This is a genomic window from Paraglaciecola sp. T6c (assembly GCF_000014225.1).
Lineage (GTDB): Bacteria > Pseudomonadota > Gammaproteobacteria > Enterobacterales > Alteromonadaceae > Paraglaciecola > Paraglaciecola atlantica_A.
Genome location: NC_008228.1, coordinates 1837425 through 1852724 on the forward strand (window position 1 = coordinate 1837425; position 15300 = coordinate 1852724).

14 protein-coding genes are annotated in these 15300 nt (G+C 43.9%); 8 read left to right on the top strand and 6 right to left on the bottom strand.

Going from position 1 to position 15300, the window contains the following annotated elements; all coding sequences use genetic code 11:
- Positions 1–144 precede the first annotated feature (144 nt).
- Entirely contained in the window at positions 145–690 is a 546-nt protein-coding gene (locus PATL_RS07835; RefSeq protein WP_011574370.1) for a heme NO-binding domain-containing protein, read from the top strand.
- Positions 683–2176 carry a sensor histidine kinase gene (locus tag PATL_RS07840; protein ID WP_011574371.1) on the top strand — a complete coding sequence of 498 codons (1494 nt, stop codon included), beginning with the start codon at positions 683–685 and terminating at the stop codon, positions 2174–2176. The genes PATL_RS07835 and PATL_RS07840 overlap by 8 nt, the downstream gene beginning before the upstream one ends.
- On the opposite strand, the gene PATL_RS07845 is transcribed toward PATL_RS07840, so the two are convergent.
- The 4 genes from PATL_RS07845 to PATL_RS07860 form a co-directional block, all read right to left on the bottom strand.
- Positions 2154–3473: a response regulator gene (locus PATL_RS07845; protein ID WP_011574372.1), complete on the bottom strand. Its 1320-nt coding sequence runs from the start codon at positions 3471–3473 to the stop codon at positions 2154–2156. The two genes, PATL_RS07840 and PATL_RS07845, sit on opposite strands and share 23 nt — an antisense overlap.
- A 37-nt stretch (positions 3474–3510) precedes the next feature.
- Positions 3511–5211, bottom strand: coding sequence for an ATP-binding protein (locus PATL_RS07850; RefSeq protein ID WP_011574373.1), 1701 nt, complete (start codon positions 5209–5211; stop codon positions 3511–3513).
- Between the two features lie 38 nt (positions 5212–5249).
- Complete coding sequence (locus PATL_RS07855; protein WP_011574374.1) at positions 5250–6074, bottom strand: phosphate/phosphite/phosphonate ABC transporter substrate-binding protein; 825 nt, start codon at positions 6072–6074, stop codon at positions 5250–5252.
- A gap of 74 nt (positions 6075–6148) precedes the next feature.
- The gene (locus tag PATL_RS07860) at positions 6149–6706 is read right to left on the bottom strand and encodes a response regulator (RefSeq protein WP_041713532.1); all 558 of its coding nucleotides are present in this window, start codon (positions 6704–6706) and stop codon (positions 6149–6151) included.
- Positions 6707–6859: 153 nt separating this feature from the next.
- Here PATL_RS07860 and PATL_RS07865 point away from each other — a divergent pair, with 153 nt between their 5' ends.
- Positions 6860–7909, top strand: coding sequence for a putative porin (locus PATL_RS07865; RefSeq protein ID WP_041713534.1), 1050 nt, complete (start codon positions 6860–6862; stop codon positions 7907–7909).
- Positions 7910–7988: 79 nt separating this feature from the next.
- Complete coding sequence (locus PATL_RS07870) at positions 7989–9680, top strand: EAL domain-containing response regulator (protein ID WP_011574376.1); 1692 nt, start codon at positions 7989–7991, stop codon at positions 9678–9680.
- On the opposite strand, the gene smrB is transcribed toward PATL_RS07870, so the two are convergent.
- Positions 9677–10237, bottom strand: coding sequence for an endonuclease SmrB (gene smrB, locus PATL_RS07875; RefSeq protein ID WP_011574377.1), 561 nt, complete (start codon positions 10235–10237; stop codon positions 9677–9679). The two genes, PATL_RS07870 and smrB, sit on opposite strands and share 4 nt — an antisense overlap.
- Positions 10238–10349: 112 nt before the next feature.
- Here smrB and prmB point away from each other — a divergent pair, with 112 nt between their 5' ends.
- The 4 genes from prmB (at position 10350) to PATL_RS07895 (ending at position 14163) form a co-directional block, all read left to right on the top strand.
- A complete protein-coding gene (prmB, locus tag PATL_RS07880; protein WP_011574378.1) occupies positions 10350–11279 on the top strand; it encodes a 50S ribosomal protein L3 N(5)-glutamine methyltransferase in 930 nt (309 codons plus the stop codon).
- Positions 11280–11349: 70 nt separating this feature from the next.
- On the top strand, positions 11350–12450 hold the full coding sequence (aroC, locus tag PATL_RS07885; protein ID WP_011574379.1) for a chorismate synthase: 1101 nt from the start codon (positions 11350–11352) through the stop codon (positions 12448–12450).
- 50 nt (positions 12451–12500) lie between these two features.
- Positions 12501–13637, top strand: coding sequence for an MFS transporter (locus PATL_RS07890; RefSeq protein WP_011574380.1), 1137 nt, complete (start codon positions 12501–12503; stop codon positions 13635–13637).
- Between the two features lie 319 nt (positions 13638–13956).
- Complete coding sequence (locus PATL_RS07895) at positions 13957–14163, top strand: transcription antiterminator/RNA stability regulator CspE (protein WP_006994582.1); 207 nt, start codon at positions 13957–13959, stop codon at positions 14161–14163.
- A gap of 126 nt (positions 14164–14289) precedes the next feature.
- On the opposite strand, the gene ansA is transcribed toward PATL_RS07895, so the two are convergent.
- Complete coding sequence (gene ansA / locus PATL_RS07900; protein WP_041713537.1) at positions 14290–15297, bottom strand: asparaginase; 1008 nt, start codon at positions 15295–15297, stop codon at positions 14290–14292.
- Positions 15298–15300: the final 3 nt, after the last annotated feature.

Consider the following 15300-nt stretch of genomic DNA (forward strand, 5'->3'; position numbering starts at 1 on the left):
TGCATATTTAAGACAGAATTACACGCAAAGGTAGACTAATTTACGTTGAGGTTAGCGGTAAAAATCGACTATCTTGGAACTGAACATTACTTGTTAGTCAATGTTGGCTAGTTGTCGAGAGTGTAACGCAGCGGAGAATAGCTTATGAAAGGCATTATTTTTGTAAAGTTGAATCAGTTTGTTGATGAATTATGGGGCGATGAGTTTTGGGACGAATTGTTGCAAGATGCAGAGTTACCCAGTGACGGCATATACACTTCAGTTGCGACTTATGATGACGCAGAACTGTTTACCCTAGTGGGTTTAATCATGGGAAAGAAGGGCCTAACGGGTCAACAGGCTCAAATGGCGTTTGGCCAATGGATGTTCAAACAGTTGTTAGAAGCCGCTCCCCCTGAGGCGCATAAATTTACCGACGTATTCAGCTTTCTTTATGGGGTACAAGATGTTATCCATGTGGAAGTGAAAAAACTGAATCCAGAAGCGATATTACCAGAATTCGAGTTTATAGAGGAAACAGAGAACTCTTTGAGTTTTCATTATCTCTCTCCGCGCAAGATGTGTTACTTCTGTGAAGGGATCATAGAGGGGCTGGCCGATCATACAGGTCAAAAAGTGGCAATTGAACAACCAGAATGTGAGCATGATGGCGACGCACGATGTGTGATAAAGGTTACCAAAGTTGGCTAAATCGAACGAGGAATTAGAGGCAAGGATCGCCGTTTTAGAGCGTAAAGTCGAGCGAGAAAAGAAAGCCCGAGTGATGTCTGAACAGCACTTAGAGGTGCACTCTCGCGCACTGTATGAAACCAATCAGTCGTTGCAGACTTCCTTGGCGATGGCTAAGAAAAAACAAGCTGAGCTAGAGTTTTTACGCCAAACCTCAGGTGACGTCTCCTCGGATATATCGTTGCAAGAGCTGATAACGAATACGGTGGAGTTGACTGGGCAATTTTTTTCGGTGGAATGTGGCATGTTTATCGTGACGCAAAATGGCCAAGCGTTAGAATCTAAAGTCGACAATATTTGGCGGGCGCCAAATGAGTGGGTCTCTGACAAAGCATTCTTACAGCAAGCAACACAGTTCTTACCCATTCAACAGCAAGAATGCCTGAGTATGTGGTTGGTCTCAGCTATCGATGAACAATCTAGCCAAGCATTAGCCGGATTCAAATGGATAGTGTTTGTTAACTTTGAATTACTCGGAAATAAAATTGCATGGTTAGCGTTTTTTAGCCGAGCGGAATATTTAGACGAAGAGGCGCTCTCTGTGCTCAGCACAGCCAGAGAACACCTGTTAAGCGGCATTACGCGGCGCATTACTGACGTAAGTATTCGAAAGCGTACGGTGGAACTGCAAGACACGGTGAACCGCTTAGAGCAGGCTAAACAGCAACTCATTCAATCAGAAAAAATGGCCTCTTTAGGGCAGCTTGCCGCTGGCGTTGCCCATGAAATTAATAACCCAGTGGGCTTTATTCGCTCAAATCTAGAGATGCTCGAAGAATACCTACAAGATTATCAGCAATTACATGCGTTAATTTTAAAGCAAATTGGTATCTCGGGGCAGTTGGATGCAGCGCAATACAAGTCATTATGTGAAAACATTGATTTAGTCTACATACAACAGGATGCCAAAGATTTACTGGCATCGAATTTAGAAGGGTTAGACAGGGTAAAAGAGATCGTTGAGAACTTGAAAACCTTTTCTCACAGCGGTGATGGCAAACTAGACAAAATAGACATTAAAGCTTGCATCGAAGGGGCGCTAAAAATCGCTTGGAATGCCCTTAAATATGAGCATGTAGTGGATAATTTGTTGCCGGAGGATTTACCAGAAGTACTTGGAAACATCGGGCAACTGCAACAAGTTTTTGTGAACTTATTTGTGAATGCCGCTTACGCCATGTCAAAGGGCGGCAAGCTAACGATTAAATCAAAACTGACCCCCAGGGTATTATTGATAGAGGTGATCGATAATGGCTGTGGCATGGACAAAAAAACACTCGACCAGTTATTTACACCGTTTTTCACCACTAAGCCTGTAGGCGTAGGGACAGGTTTAGGGTTGTCGGTGTCATACGCTATTCTCGAGTCACATAACGTGCATACACAAGTGCAATCTACTGTAGGTAAAGGAACTCAATTCTCTCTTAGTTTTCCTCTACCTCAGTAGTGTCTGGCGCGGTTTCTGCTGGATGCACATGGATGGCAAAAGACTGGCTTTTTTGTTTTTCATAGTTGGCTAGTTGGCGAATGGAAGCATCAGAAAACACATGGCCTTTAGGCAGCACCAATATGTGATTTTCCGTCAGAATATCTTCTTTTAAACGCATACCATCACGCAGATCAACGACTTGTATTGCCGCGGCAATAAACTGGCCACTGATAAGATCTGGATTTTTGACCAAAATGTCTAGGACTTTGGCCGCGTATCGTAATCCTCGGTATTTCTTCAGCTCATTAATCGCTTCACTATTGGATAGAGGGGTTTTGCCTATACGCCCTAATTTATAGCGCCAGAAATCCCTCGCGACCGCTAGAATTTGTGCACCTAATGGTATTTGCTCAAGGAAAAGCTTGTTAGGGCCTGTGCCGTCTACGTATTCAAACTGACACGTAATTATATCCAGTTCGTCGCGAAGATGAGTTGCAGGACTTAAAATTTGTTCAGCAAATTTAGTTTGATGCATAAAAATATCTTGCTGATTGTAGTTAAGCTCACTGAAAGGTTTAGCATACAGGGCGGTGTCTAACCCTAATAGGCCGATTTCACAAAGCAGCGATGCAAAAGTAACATGGTTGTGTTCTTTTTCAGGCAAAGACATTTGGTCGGCAATTTTACCTGCTAGATGGCTCACACTTTGCGCAAACCCGCCATCAAGGTGGGGATTAATACTAATGAAATTATACAGTACGCGCTGGGTGGCAAGGGTATTGTGCTCTAGCTTGCGCATCGCGAGTACTATTTGTTTGCTGCGCAGTTTTACTTTTTCATCTAAGTTGTGATTCAAATCCTTCAACAAGGCATTTTGCTTATTAACTAAGTTACTCAGACGCTTATTCTCAAGCTTAAGTTTAATTTTCGCCAGACCATCGTTAACCGTGGTGATGAGCTCGTGGTTATCCCATGGCTTTTGTAAGTAACGGTCGATGTCTCCCTTGTTTACGGCATCAATGGTTGATGACATATCAGAATAACCAGTCAGCAGGATGCGATAGCAGTCGGGGATAATTTCAGTACTTTTCTGCAAAAACTCAGCGCCTGACATATTTGGCATTCTCATGTCTGAAACGATGACCTGAACGGATTCTTGCTTTAGAATCTCTAATGCTTGTGCACCACTTTCAGCTGTGATCAGTTTAAAATCTTGCCTGTGAAGAACTCGTTTGATGGCTTTGAGAATATTGACTTCATCATCGACACATAAAACCGTAAACGTGGTCGTTTCGTTTTCTGATAACGTGTTCATATACTGACTCCTATTTTATGAGTTGTAAGGCTCATTATTAGACGGTTTCTGTGGGTAAAGTGGTTACGGGCAAGCTTAAGGTAAAGCGACTGCCTTTGTGTTCTTCGCTGAACACGCTCAGATCGCCACCATGTTCTTGGGCAATACCAAAAGAAATAGCCAAACCAAGTCCCGTGCCTTGCCCTTCTGGCTTAGTGGTAAAGAAAGGGTCAAACAGGCGCTTTAGATTCTCAGCTGGAATACCATGACCAGTATCACTGACCACCACATATACCAATTCATGATGAGAATAGGTTTCAATAGTGATGACGCCTTGTGGGGCAATACTTTGTGGGGCAATACTTTGTGGGGCAATACTTTGTCGGGAAGTATTTTGCGAACCAATTGCTTGACCTGCATTGATGAATAAATTGGTTAGTACCTGACAAATTTTGCCTACATTGATGTTAACTTGAGGGACATCTTGCAGGTGCGTGACGATGTCACAGTGGTATTTAAGTTCGTTGCTGACCATACTCAACGTGGTTTTAACACAGTCATTGATATCAAAGTATTGACTCTCTTTACTGTCAGCTCGGGAAAATTGTTTCAGTCCTGATACGATATCTTTAACCCGTATTAGGCCTTCATTCGATTCATTGATTAACGCTTGAATGTCTTCTTGCATAAACGCAAGATTTTCACTTTGAATAAATTCAATTAGGCTGTTTTCGTACTTTTTGCGGTCTTCTGGTGTTTCGCTCGATTGCCAATCGGTGATATGTTGCCCCAGCTTAACGTACACATCTGCATACTCTGAAAGAGATGTTAGGTTACTGCTAACAAAGCCTATTGGATTATTTATTTCGTGGGCAACCCCAGCTGCTAATTGCCCAAGAGAGGCCATTTTTTCAGCCTGTACAAGTTGTTCCTGTGTGCTCTTTAATTCAAAGTTGATAAGGCTTAATTGTGCGTTTTTATCTTCAAGTAGTTGCGTTCTTGCCACTACACGCTTTTCCAAAGTTTGATTTAGATGCTCTAGTTCTTCTTGATATTTTTTAACCCGAACGCATTCCGCTTCTAAGGTTTCGACCATTTGGTTAAAGGCGTGGGCAACTTCTCCGAGTTCATCCTTAGTTTTTATCGCAATGCGGGTGTCATTAAAATCACCCGAGAGTACGCTATAGGATATCTTTTTCGCCCCAGCCCTTAGCAAACCAAGTTGGCGGGTTAAATAATGACCCAAAGCATATGAAAATAAAGCCACGAGAATTAACTCTACAACTGCAATGGAGGTGGTCCATTGTTTTATTTTGGCGATAGAAGTGACGGCCTGCTCTGTGCTCATGCCTATTTCCACGCGACCATAAACAGTATCCCCTTCAATGATATCGGCGTAGGTGTCAAAGATGCCATCGGTGACGTCGGACATATGCATATCGGCGTTAAATGCACGGGCCAATGCTGAAGCAGAGCCTTTTTGCGATAAAATGCCCTCAGTGCTACTAATGACTCGAGCGTATTCTATACCGGGGTTTTTAAGCGCTTCAGAGACAAAATCATCCAGTGACGCAAGATCGTACGAAAGGACAGCATCTTTGGTGGTGGTTGAGAACAAAGTCGCAGTGGTAGAGGCATGTTTAATCAAGTCTTTGTTCACAGATTGACTTAAAAACGTCACGGCGGTAATGATTAACGAAAGCAACAGCACGGCTTCTATGCTGGCAATACCTATTATTGTTTTTCGACGCAAAGACATGTGAGACTCCCGTTAAAATATTCTAAGCATGACGCGTATTAAAGCGTTTTAATGCCCAAGGCCCGAATGTCATCCCAGTCATTATCTTCTGCGCTTTCAAAAGCGCTAAAGTTAATGGTTTTTAGCAGACCCTTTCCTTGTTTTGTTTTGTCTAGGCTAAGTAAACTTTGTAGTACTCGTTCACGAACCTCCAACGGGACACTCATGTGGCTAGCAATGGCGTGAGGCGTGTGCGCTTTGGTTTTCCAAAGGACTCGCAGGCTATCTCTGACTTGCTCTGGTGCATTATTGAACGTACGCATAATGCCGCCTCCTGCAGGCAGCAAACCTCTTGCGACAGCAAGGTAAACAGAGTCGTGAGAGGATACGTAGCGGCTTTCAATCAGTATATTTTGAGCTTGTAAGTCAGCTTTAGGCAAAAGCGTGGCAGCAAATGCCGCAGGAGCAGGAAATGCCAAGGTCAGGTTTTCTAATTGCTGCAGGGTTGTGATGGGGGAGTCTTGTTTGACCACGATGATCCCCTGAATAGATTTATTTCTTTGCTTTGCTAGCGCGTGGTAGCCTGCCGTTTGGTTGAACACAGTAAAATGGTACGGGTTCATATAAGCAAAGTCGTATTCACCACGCTCTAAACGTTGTTCAAATATGGGGATATTGGGTGCCGTAGTAAATACAAGTTCAACCCCACTAGTTGCACTTATTTCCTTTAATAGTGGGGTCCACAACTTGGCTAGTTTTTTCGCTGATTGTTGAGGCACAACAGCAAAGGTTAATGCTTGCTGTGACTGCTTTTCAGCGGCCAAAGCTGGCAATGTGGTTAAAGCGCAGAATAAAAAAATACAGCCTAGAAAACGTTTTTTCATCTTGTACTCCTATCATCGTTCGAAAGTGAACAAAAAAACAATCAAAAAGAGACCAACACGTGTGTAGCCAAAAATTATTTAACCAGCAGGCTTTCAATCGTGTTTAGTAATTCTTTGTTTGAAAATGGTTTAGACAGTGACATATCAGCGCCCAAATCGACTGCCTGTTGTCGTTGCTCTTCTCCTAGGGCTGAAATAATTAGTATTTTCAACGATTTATCGTCGTAATCATGGCGGGCAAATTTAACGATGTCATAACCGTTAACCCCAGGCATGCTTAAATCGAGTGTCATTAACTGCGGTTTGAAACTGGTCAACAACGCACCTGCCATAAAAGGGTCTGTCGCTATAACACTTTTGAAGCCGGCGCGAGTGGTTACTCGGCTTATGGCTTTTGCCACTTGCAATTCATCGTCAACTATCAACACACGTGTCTCTTTTGTTTGAAACTCAGTAGGGATAGGTAGCTCGTTATCTTGCAAAAATGCGAGAAAATCTTCTTCTTTCACACGGTTATTACCACCACCAGGCAACTTGTAGCCTTTGAGTCTGCCACTATCAATCCAGCGGATAACCGTGCGCAAATTAACGTCACAGTACTTCGCTATTTCACCGGAGGTTAATGTTTTCATTGATTTCTCTTGGCTGTCATTACGTATGATTAGTTTATACCATTTATGACTAAAATGACAAATAGGACTAAAGTGTAATATGTGACAATAGTGACATTGTGTAATTATTAGTCTCACGAATTTAATGTTATCTGTGATGGCAAGGAGTTTTCGATGGAGAAGTTTATGTTGCGAGTACTCATAGCGCTCAGTGCAGTACCCAGTGCAGCGATTGCGAGTGATCTTGATGTATTTGGCAATATGATTCTGAGATACGAACATGAAAGCCAGCACAATAATTTGCCAGACCGGGAGCGTCTTCGCTTGATTGCCCGTTTAGGGCTCAAGGCTGACATCAATAATAATTGGTCTGCACAGGGACGTTTAAGTACGGGGTTGAAAAATAAGCAAAATGTACCAGCCATTACTGTCGCTAGATTTAATACACAGCCTCAGCCAGATAACGATGTGTATGTAGAACGCCTATTTATGACTGGAAAATTTAATTCAGGAAAATCCAGCCAAGCTCAGCTTTATATCGGCAAAATTCCGTGGCAATCGAAGCAAGTCACTGACATATTTTGGGATAGAAATTTGCACCCTATTGGCGTTCACCTGAATTATCAGTTCAATGAACAGCATCAACTGCAACTCGCATCACTGAAACCTCTGGATGGAAACAGCGATGTAATAGGTCTGATGCACATCATACAGTTGAATATGAACTATGATTTTAAGGGGATAAAGCTGAGGGTTTCACCTTGGCTGGTGGATTACCACGGTCAGCAGGGCGCAAGGTATGCGAAAAAAGACACTGAGCTAGATAACCGTTCGATACGCCTGTCCACGAGTGTTGACTATCAAGGATATAAATTGGGCGTAGATATAGGGCATTCGTTGGAAAGCTTCTCACAGTTCGACCAATTTAATGATCAGAAAACCAGCCTTGCTGTGCAGTTTAGCCAAGGTACCTTAAAGCAAGTGGGCAATTATGCTTGGCATATAAGGTACCTGCGGGTCGAACGTTTTGGTGTGATTAATGAATTTGCGCAAAACGGCACCGCTAGGTTTGCTACCTCGAATTTGCAGGGGGTTGATATTAGATTGCGCCGGAAAATGAACCATAACTGGTGGTTAGGTGCCCGCGTCAGCGACATTAGAACTATTAAAGGGAAAGACGAACAAGGTGTTCGAGTGCGAATTGAAGGGCAGTATCAGTTTTGAACATCAACATACTAAAAATCAGTGCTCTGTTACTTAACACTGTCTTAATTAACATAATAATGCTTAGGGGCTAACGCAAATGAACAGCCAGCAATTACATGCCACTCCGGCGACAGGTAAGCTTTTAGTTGTGGACGATGAACCGAATATTTTATCGTCATTAAAACGCTGTTTAGTGAAAACACCATTTGAAGTCTTTATGGCCAATAGTGCCCAAGAGGGGCTTGCCATAATGCAAGAGCACAACATTCAAGTGGTGCTGTCGGATTTTCGTATGCCACAGATGTCAGGTGCTGAGTTTCTCGAGCAAATTAAGCAACATCACCCTGATGTGATATCCATGGTACTGAGTGGTTTTGCAGATTTTGATTCAGCCATCGGTTTATTAAACAGCGGTGCGGCGCATAAATTTTTGCGTAAGCCTTGGAATAATCAACAGTTAATAGAAGAAGTCGACGGCGCGTTTGTTGAATATCACGCCAGAATAATGAATCGGCGCGTATTAGAAGGCGAGCACAATCCTGAGTATTACGCATTTGAGCAAGCGGTGCGCGACCAGTTTGAGATGCAACAAGAGTTTTGCCTCGTTTCGCTTAAAATTAAGGACTACGACTACTTAGAACAGCATGCTGGGCCGGGTATTTTCACTGGACTGTTAACTGAAATTAGAGGATTAGTCAGTAGCGAACTGCCACAAGGCAGTAAAACGTTTGCCTTTGACAGCGGCAAAATTTTCATCATCATTCCTGATTTTGAAAGTGAAGAGGTGATCCGTCGTCGCTTATCAGCCATTAACCACAAATTAAACGAGCCCAATACACAGCGCAAAGGCTGCGTTAAAATAAACTGTGTGATGGGGTATGCATTGGCTCCCACTGATGGCGAAGACCCAAGTAGTTTGATGGAAAACTTACGTTGTGCGTTTTCAGTCGATAATTCAGACAGAGAAAGGTTGTGCCGTTTTGATTCAGCCTTGCGTGACTTGCAGCAACGCCAGCTTAAGATTAAAAACTCCATTAATGGTGCGCTACGTGATAATCAATTCTTCTTGCATTTTCAGCCGAAAGTGCACTTACCCGATCAGCAAATTGATAGCGCGGAGATCCTTATCCGTTGGCAACACAATGAATTAGGGTGGATCCCGCCCAATGAGTTTATCAATTTGAGCGAACTAGATGGTCAAATTGAGCAAATCGGCGAATGGCTGATAGATCAAAGCGTAAAGAAAATTGCTGAGCTTCACCATTTCACTCCTGACTTAAAGCGTGTCGCGATAAACATTTCCTCAAGACAGCTAGCTAATCACAGCGTAGTGGAGCAATTCGAACACCTGTTGGATAAATACGCATTGCCGCCGTCACTCATTGAGCTGGAAATTACTGAGTCTTGCCTGATCCAAGATTTTGAGCAAACGTTGGCGATCTTATGGGAGCTTAAAGAGCTTGGGGTGAGCATCGCTATGGATGATTTTGGCACTGGGTACTCGTCTTTCGCTTATCTGGCAAAATTACCTATTGATGTGCTGAAACTAGATAAAGTGCTGGTGGACGGCATTGAAGGCTGCAAGGAAATTCAGAGCATGATTGGTGGATTGATTGCTATGTGTCATGAATTAGGCATTGATGTGGTTGCTGAAGGGGTTGAACTAGAAGGGCAGGTTGCGCTATTGAAGCAACTCAACTGCGACTACATTCAAGGGTATTATTTTAGTAAAGCACTGCCTAAGCCTGAGTTTGAAAAACTGTTATTACAACAGCCGTTTATGCACTAATACTTGCTGTGCACTTGGGGGAGGTCTATCAGTACTAATACGGCGCCTTGACCGCCCCATTCCAGTGGGGCCTGGTGAAAGCCTTTTACGCTGGGGTGCTGAATTAACCAGTTTGGTACATTCTTTTTCAGCACATAACTGCCGATACCATGGATGATACAGACACAGTGGTAATGCTGTTTTTGCGCTGCGTAAATGAGCGCGGCAATTTCCAATTTCGCCTGTTCTTTGTTCAACCCATGTAGATCCAAAATGAGGTCAGGTGGGTACTCACCGCGACGTAAACGTTTCACTTCGAAAGAGTCGGCCCCGGGCTGAACGTATTTGAGTGGCTGGTGGCTATCAAAGTGTCCTTCAAATCCGTCCGAGAATTGAAAAGTTGCATTTCGCTGCTTAACGTCATTGAGGCGATCAAGCTTTTTAGCTAAATCCGCGGATTTATGCTTGCTGGAAAGGCGTTGAGGCGGTATTTTGTCCTGCTTTATTGGCTTTACATCAGTAAACTCACTTCGAAATAGTGCCGTGTCAGATGGTTCGAGGGGGGGCGTTTTTTTCATAGCGTTGAATAGCGGGCTTGATGTAAGGCATTTATTCCGCTTAGTTTAGCAAAATCTGGGTAGTGAAACTACGAAGAGCCGTTGATTAAGCAAAACAAATTTTAGGGTGAAAATGAATAACCGCGTGGATACAGAACAAGCCGTGAATGATTTGCATACAATGCTGGATATGGTGCGTTGGTCGGTCAGTCAATTTAATCAAGCCGGTTTGTTTTATGGCCATGGTACTGATAACCCCTGGGACGAAGCGGTGTGTTTAGTGCTACATACCTTAAATTTGCCTCAAGATATGCTGGAGCAAACAGGTGAACAGTTGTTTCAAGCTCGCCTAACCCAGATTGAAAAACGTGATATCGCCGCACTGGTTCAGCGCCGCGCAGAAGAGCGGATACCGTTACCGTATTTAATGCACCAAGCGTGGTTCTGCGGCTTACCATTTTATGTTGATGAGCGCGTATTAATACCGCGTTCGCCTATTGCTGAGCTGATTGATGATAAATTTGCGAACTGGGTGTCAACACCCCCTACGCATATTCTTGATCTATGTACCGGCGGTGGCTGCATCGCTATCGCGTTGGCGTACGCGTTTGAAAGCGCAACGGTTGACGCGGTTGATATCAGTCCTGAAGCGCTTGAAGTGGCTGAAATGAATATTCACGAGCATCAATTGAGCGATAGAGTATACCCTATTCAATCCGATTTAATGGCTGCGCTAGAAGGGCAAAAATACGACTTAATTATCAGCAATCCGCCCTATGTGGACGCGGAAGATATGGCTGACTTGCCCGAAGAATTTCATCATGAGCCAGAGCTTGCATTAGCGGCAGGCGATGATGGATTGGACTTAGTGCATAAGATGTTGCGCCAAGCACCAGCGCATCTAACTGACGATGGTTGGTTGTTTGTTGAAGTGGGTAATAGCCAGTTCCATATGGAGCATATATACCCTGATTTAGCGTTGCAATGGGTGGAGTTTAATCGAGGTGGTCATGGTGTGTTTGCAATCAGTAAAAGCGATTTAGAGGCATATTTTGCCCGATAAGTGACGCAAGCATCTCTTAAGCAATTATTATTAAGCATTAGAAACTACCGAATACGAGGAATATAACACTATGGCTGGCAATACCTTTGGCAAGCTTTTTACTTTAAGTACCTTTGGCGAGAGTCATGGCATTGCTATTGGCGGTGTTATCGATGGTTGTCCTCCAGGTTTAGAAATCAGTGAAGCGGACTTGCAAGTAGATTTAGATCGTCGTAAACCAGGTACCTCACGCTACACCACAGCACGACGTGAAGAAGACGAAGTGCAAATTCTCTCTGGTGTGTTTGAAGGCAAAACCACGGGTACCAGTATTGGTTTGCTGATTAAGAATACCGATCAGCGCAGTAATGATTATTCAAAAATTAAAGATACCTTTAGACCTGGTCATGCTGATTACACCTATCAGCAAAAGTACGGGCTACGCGATTATCGCGGAGGAGGTCGTTCTTCTGCACGTGAAACCGCAATTCGAGTGGCCGCAGGTGGGGTAGCAAAAAAATTCCTTAAGACCCATTTAGGCATTGAGGTGCGGGGATATTTGTCAAAGCTCGGTCCGATTAAAATCGACAAGGTTGATCACAGTGTGACTAACACGAATGCGTTCTTTTGCCCTGATGAGAGCAAGTTAGAAGCGTTAGATGACTATATGCGTGACCTTAAAAAACAAGGTGATTCGATTGGTGCTAAGGTTTCTGTTGTTGCGACCAATATGCCTGTTGGACTCGGTGAGCCTATATTTGACCGGCTAGATGCTGATTTAGCCCATGCCATGATGGGCATTAATGCGGTAAAAGGCGTTGAAGTGGGGGATGGGTTTGACACCGTCGAACAAAAGGGCAGTGAGCATCGTGATTTAATGTCCGCTGATGGGTTTAAATCAAACCGTTCAGGGGGCGTTTTAGGCGGTATTTCAAGCGGCCAGGATTTAGTGGTGCATATGGCGCTTAAACCTACTTCAAGTATCAGCGTGCCGGGAGAAAGCATTGACATCAATGGCGAAACAGCAGAGGTCGTCACCAAAGGTCGTCACGATCCGTGCGTGGGCATCCGAGCGGTTCCCATTGCAGAAGCCATGATGGCCCTAGTGTTGATGGACCATTATTTGCGTCACCGCGGCCAAAACGCGGATGTGCAATCTATCACGCCCGTTATTCCTGCCCAAAGTAAATAAGCGTTTACGTGGTAGCGACTCAGGCAGCATTTTCCAGAGGCAATCTGGTGATGCTGTCTTTAACTTTCTTTTTGTATTTTGGTCAACTCGGGGTACTGGTCCCTTATCTGGGCGTGTTCCTTGACGGTCGAGGATTTAGCTCCCAAGAGATAGGTGAGTTATTTGCGCTTATTACCCTGATGCGCATTATTGGGCCGAATTTGTTTGCTGCTTTTGCTGACAAGTCAGGCAAGTCTCTGCGCATTCTGCAGTTCGGGGCGTTTCTTACTTTTGCTACATTTTGTTCCATCTTTTGGTTAAACAGCTTTTGGGGACTCACCGTCGCGTTTGGTTTGATGATGCTGTTTTTTACCGCGATTGCGCCACAAACTGAAGTGATTACCCTTGGCAGCGTGCGTGGAGACGCGACTAAATATAGTCATGTGCGCTTATGGGGAAGCATAGGCTTTATTGTACTGACAGTGTTGGCGGGTAAACTTATTGATGTGTTCTCGAGTGAGGCGCCTATCTATCTGAGTGGTGCTGTGCTGCTAGGATTGTTTTTGATCACGCTTGGCTTAAAGGAAGCTAGCGCCAGCGACCGCACACTGACTAGCGGTGAATCGATTTGGAAAAAAGTGCGCACAAAAGTGTTTGTTGGCTTTATTGTGTCCTCGACATTGATCCAAGTAAGCTTTGGCCCTTATTACGGTTTCTTTGCATTGTACGCGAGAGATTTAGCTTACACTGGCCAAGAAACGGGAGCCTTGATCGCCTTGGGTGTTGCGGCAGAAGTAATCATATTTTTACTCGCTGGGAAGCTGATTAGTCGCTTTGGTGTTAAGTGGACATTGTTAGTCAGTATGCTTCTTACTGCATTACGCTGGTATCTGTTGGCTGTTGCTGCGCAGCATTGGCCTGCATTGGTCGTCAGTCAGATGCTCCACGCATTTAGTTTTGGGTTGATTCACGCCGCTTCAATTAACTTTATTCACCATTATTTTGGCCATCAGTTTCGTAGCCAAGGACAAGCTTTATACACCAGCATCGGATTTGGTGTAGGGGGAGCGGCAGGCAACTTCGGCGCTGGATTGATATGGGATCAGGGGCAGGGGGCGGAAATCGCTTTTACAATCGCTACCGTATTCGCGTTATTAGGCGCTGCTATGGTCGCCTGTATTCCTAGCCGATATATGCCGAAACAGTGACTTTCTAGGCGTAGTAATCTGCGCTGTTCTAAGCCTTGTTATTAACATGCTTTTTACATGTGCGTGAGAGCGTATGTATTTGATTTCATATCGATAAAGAAGAGCTCGTAAGACCAGTGAAATTGATAATAATGGTTGACGTTACTGTGAGGGGTGTTATTCTAATCGCGCTTGAAAGTACGTTTGATATTTATGCACACTGTTTCGATGTTCCATTGTAGTACCTCGTCTTGTATATCATAAGTAATAGCAACACGCTTCAGCAAACCTCGCCTTGAAAAAGGTTTTTTTATTACTCTTGAAAATTATAGGAAAGACTATGTCTACTACTACTGGTACAGTTAAATGGTTCAACGAATCTAAAGGTTTTGGTTTCATTCAGCAAGAAAATGGTCCTGACGTATTTGCTCACTTCCGTGCAATTACTGGTACTGGCTTCAAAACACTAGCTGAAGGCCAAAAAGTTGAGTTCACTGTAACTCAAGGCCAAAAAGGTCCTCAAGCAGAGAATATCGTAGTACTTTAATTCAAGCTTGCTTGATTAAATACGAATTCCAAAAAAAGGCAAACTTCTAGTTTGCCTTTTTTTATGCTTGAAATTCAGTCTTTTGGTATAGGTCAGGCCTCAATAGAATCGACCCATGCATGGCTGTTAGACAGTCAGCTCACCCTTAAGGTTACTGGTGAGTCTTTGTTTCATTTCTGACACACTTAAAGTTTTGCTCAGAAGGTAATGCAGTTTCGCGAGTGCAGCTTCTGGTGTCATGTCTCCTCCTGAAAGTACCCCCACATCCTGTAGAACATTACCATTGGCATAACCGGACATATTGACTTTGCCGCGCAGGCATTGGGTACAGTTAACGATTAAAATGCCGTTGTCATTGGCTTGCTTGAGTTCATTCAACAACGCTGGGTTTTGCGGCGCGTTCCCTACACCGTAACTAAGTAAAATAAGGGCTTTCACTGGCTGTTGCAGAATGTTGCGTATCACTTCTGCGCTGATCCCTGGATATAAGCTAACCACGCCCACCGGTTGAGGTGTAACGCTGCTCACGACCAGAGGTTGCTGATCAATCGGTGTGACTTTCCCTGCTTTTACCTCAATGTTAATACCAGCTTTAAGCAGCATCGGAAAATTGGGTGAGCCAAATGCATCGAAACCGTCAGCGTCTAATTTTCGACTCCGATTACCGCGAAATAGCTTATTGTTGAAGTACAAGCTCACTTCAGGAATAGGGTAGTTAGCCGCCAAATAAAGGGCGTTTAGTAAGTTCTCTTGGCCATCAGATCGTAATTGCGCTAACGGTATTTGCGAGCCAGTGACAATAACCGGTTTACCTAGGTTTTCCAGCATAAACGACAGCACGGACGCGGTGTATGCCATGGTATCAGTGCCGTGTAGAATGATAAAACCGTCATAATCTTGATAATTTTGCTTTATGTCATCCGCTATTTGTTGCCAATCTTTTGGACTCATATCCGCAGAATCGATCAAGCTATGATATTCATTGATGGTGAAATCAGGCATTTCTTGACGATGAAATTCAGGCATCTTTGCAATAGTTTCAGACAAGAACCCAGCTGCGGGCACATAACCTTTTGATGAGGGGCGCATGCCGATAGTGCCGCCCGTATAAGCAACATAGATTTGTTTTTTCACTTT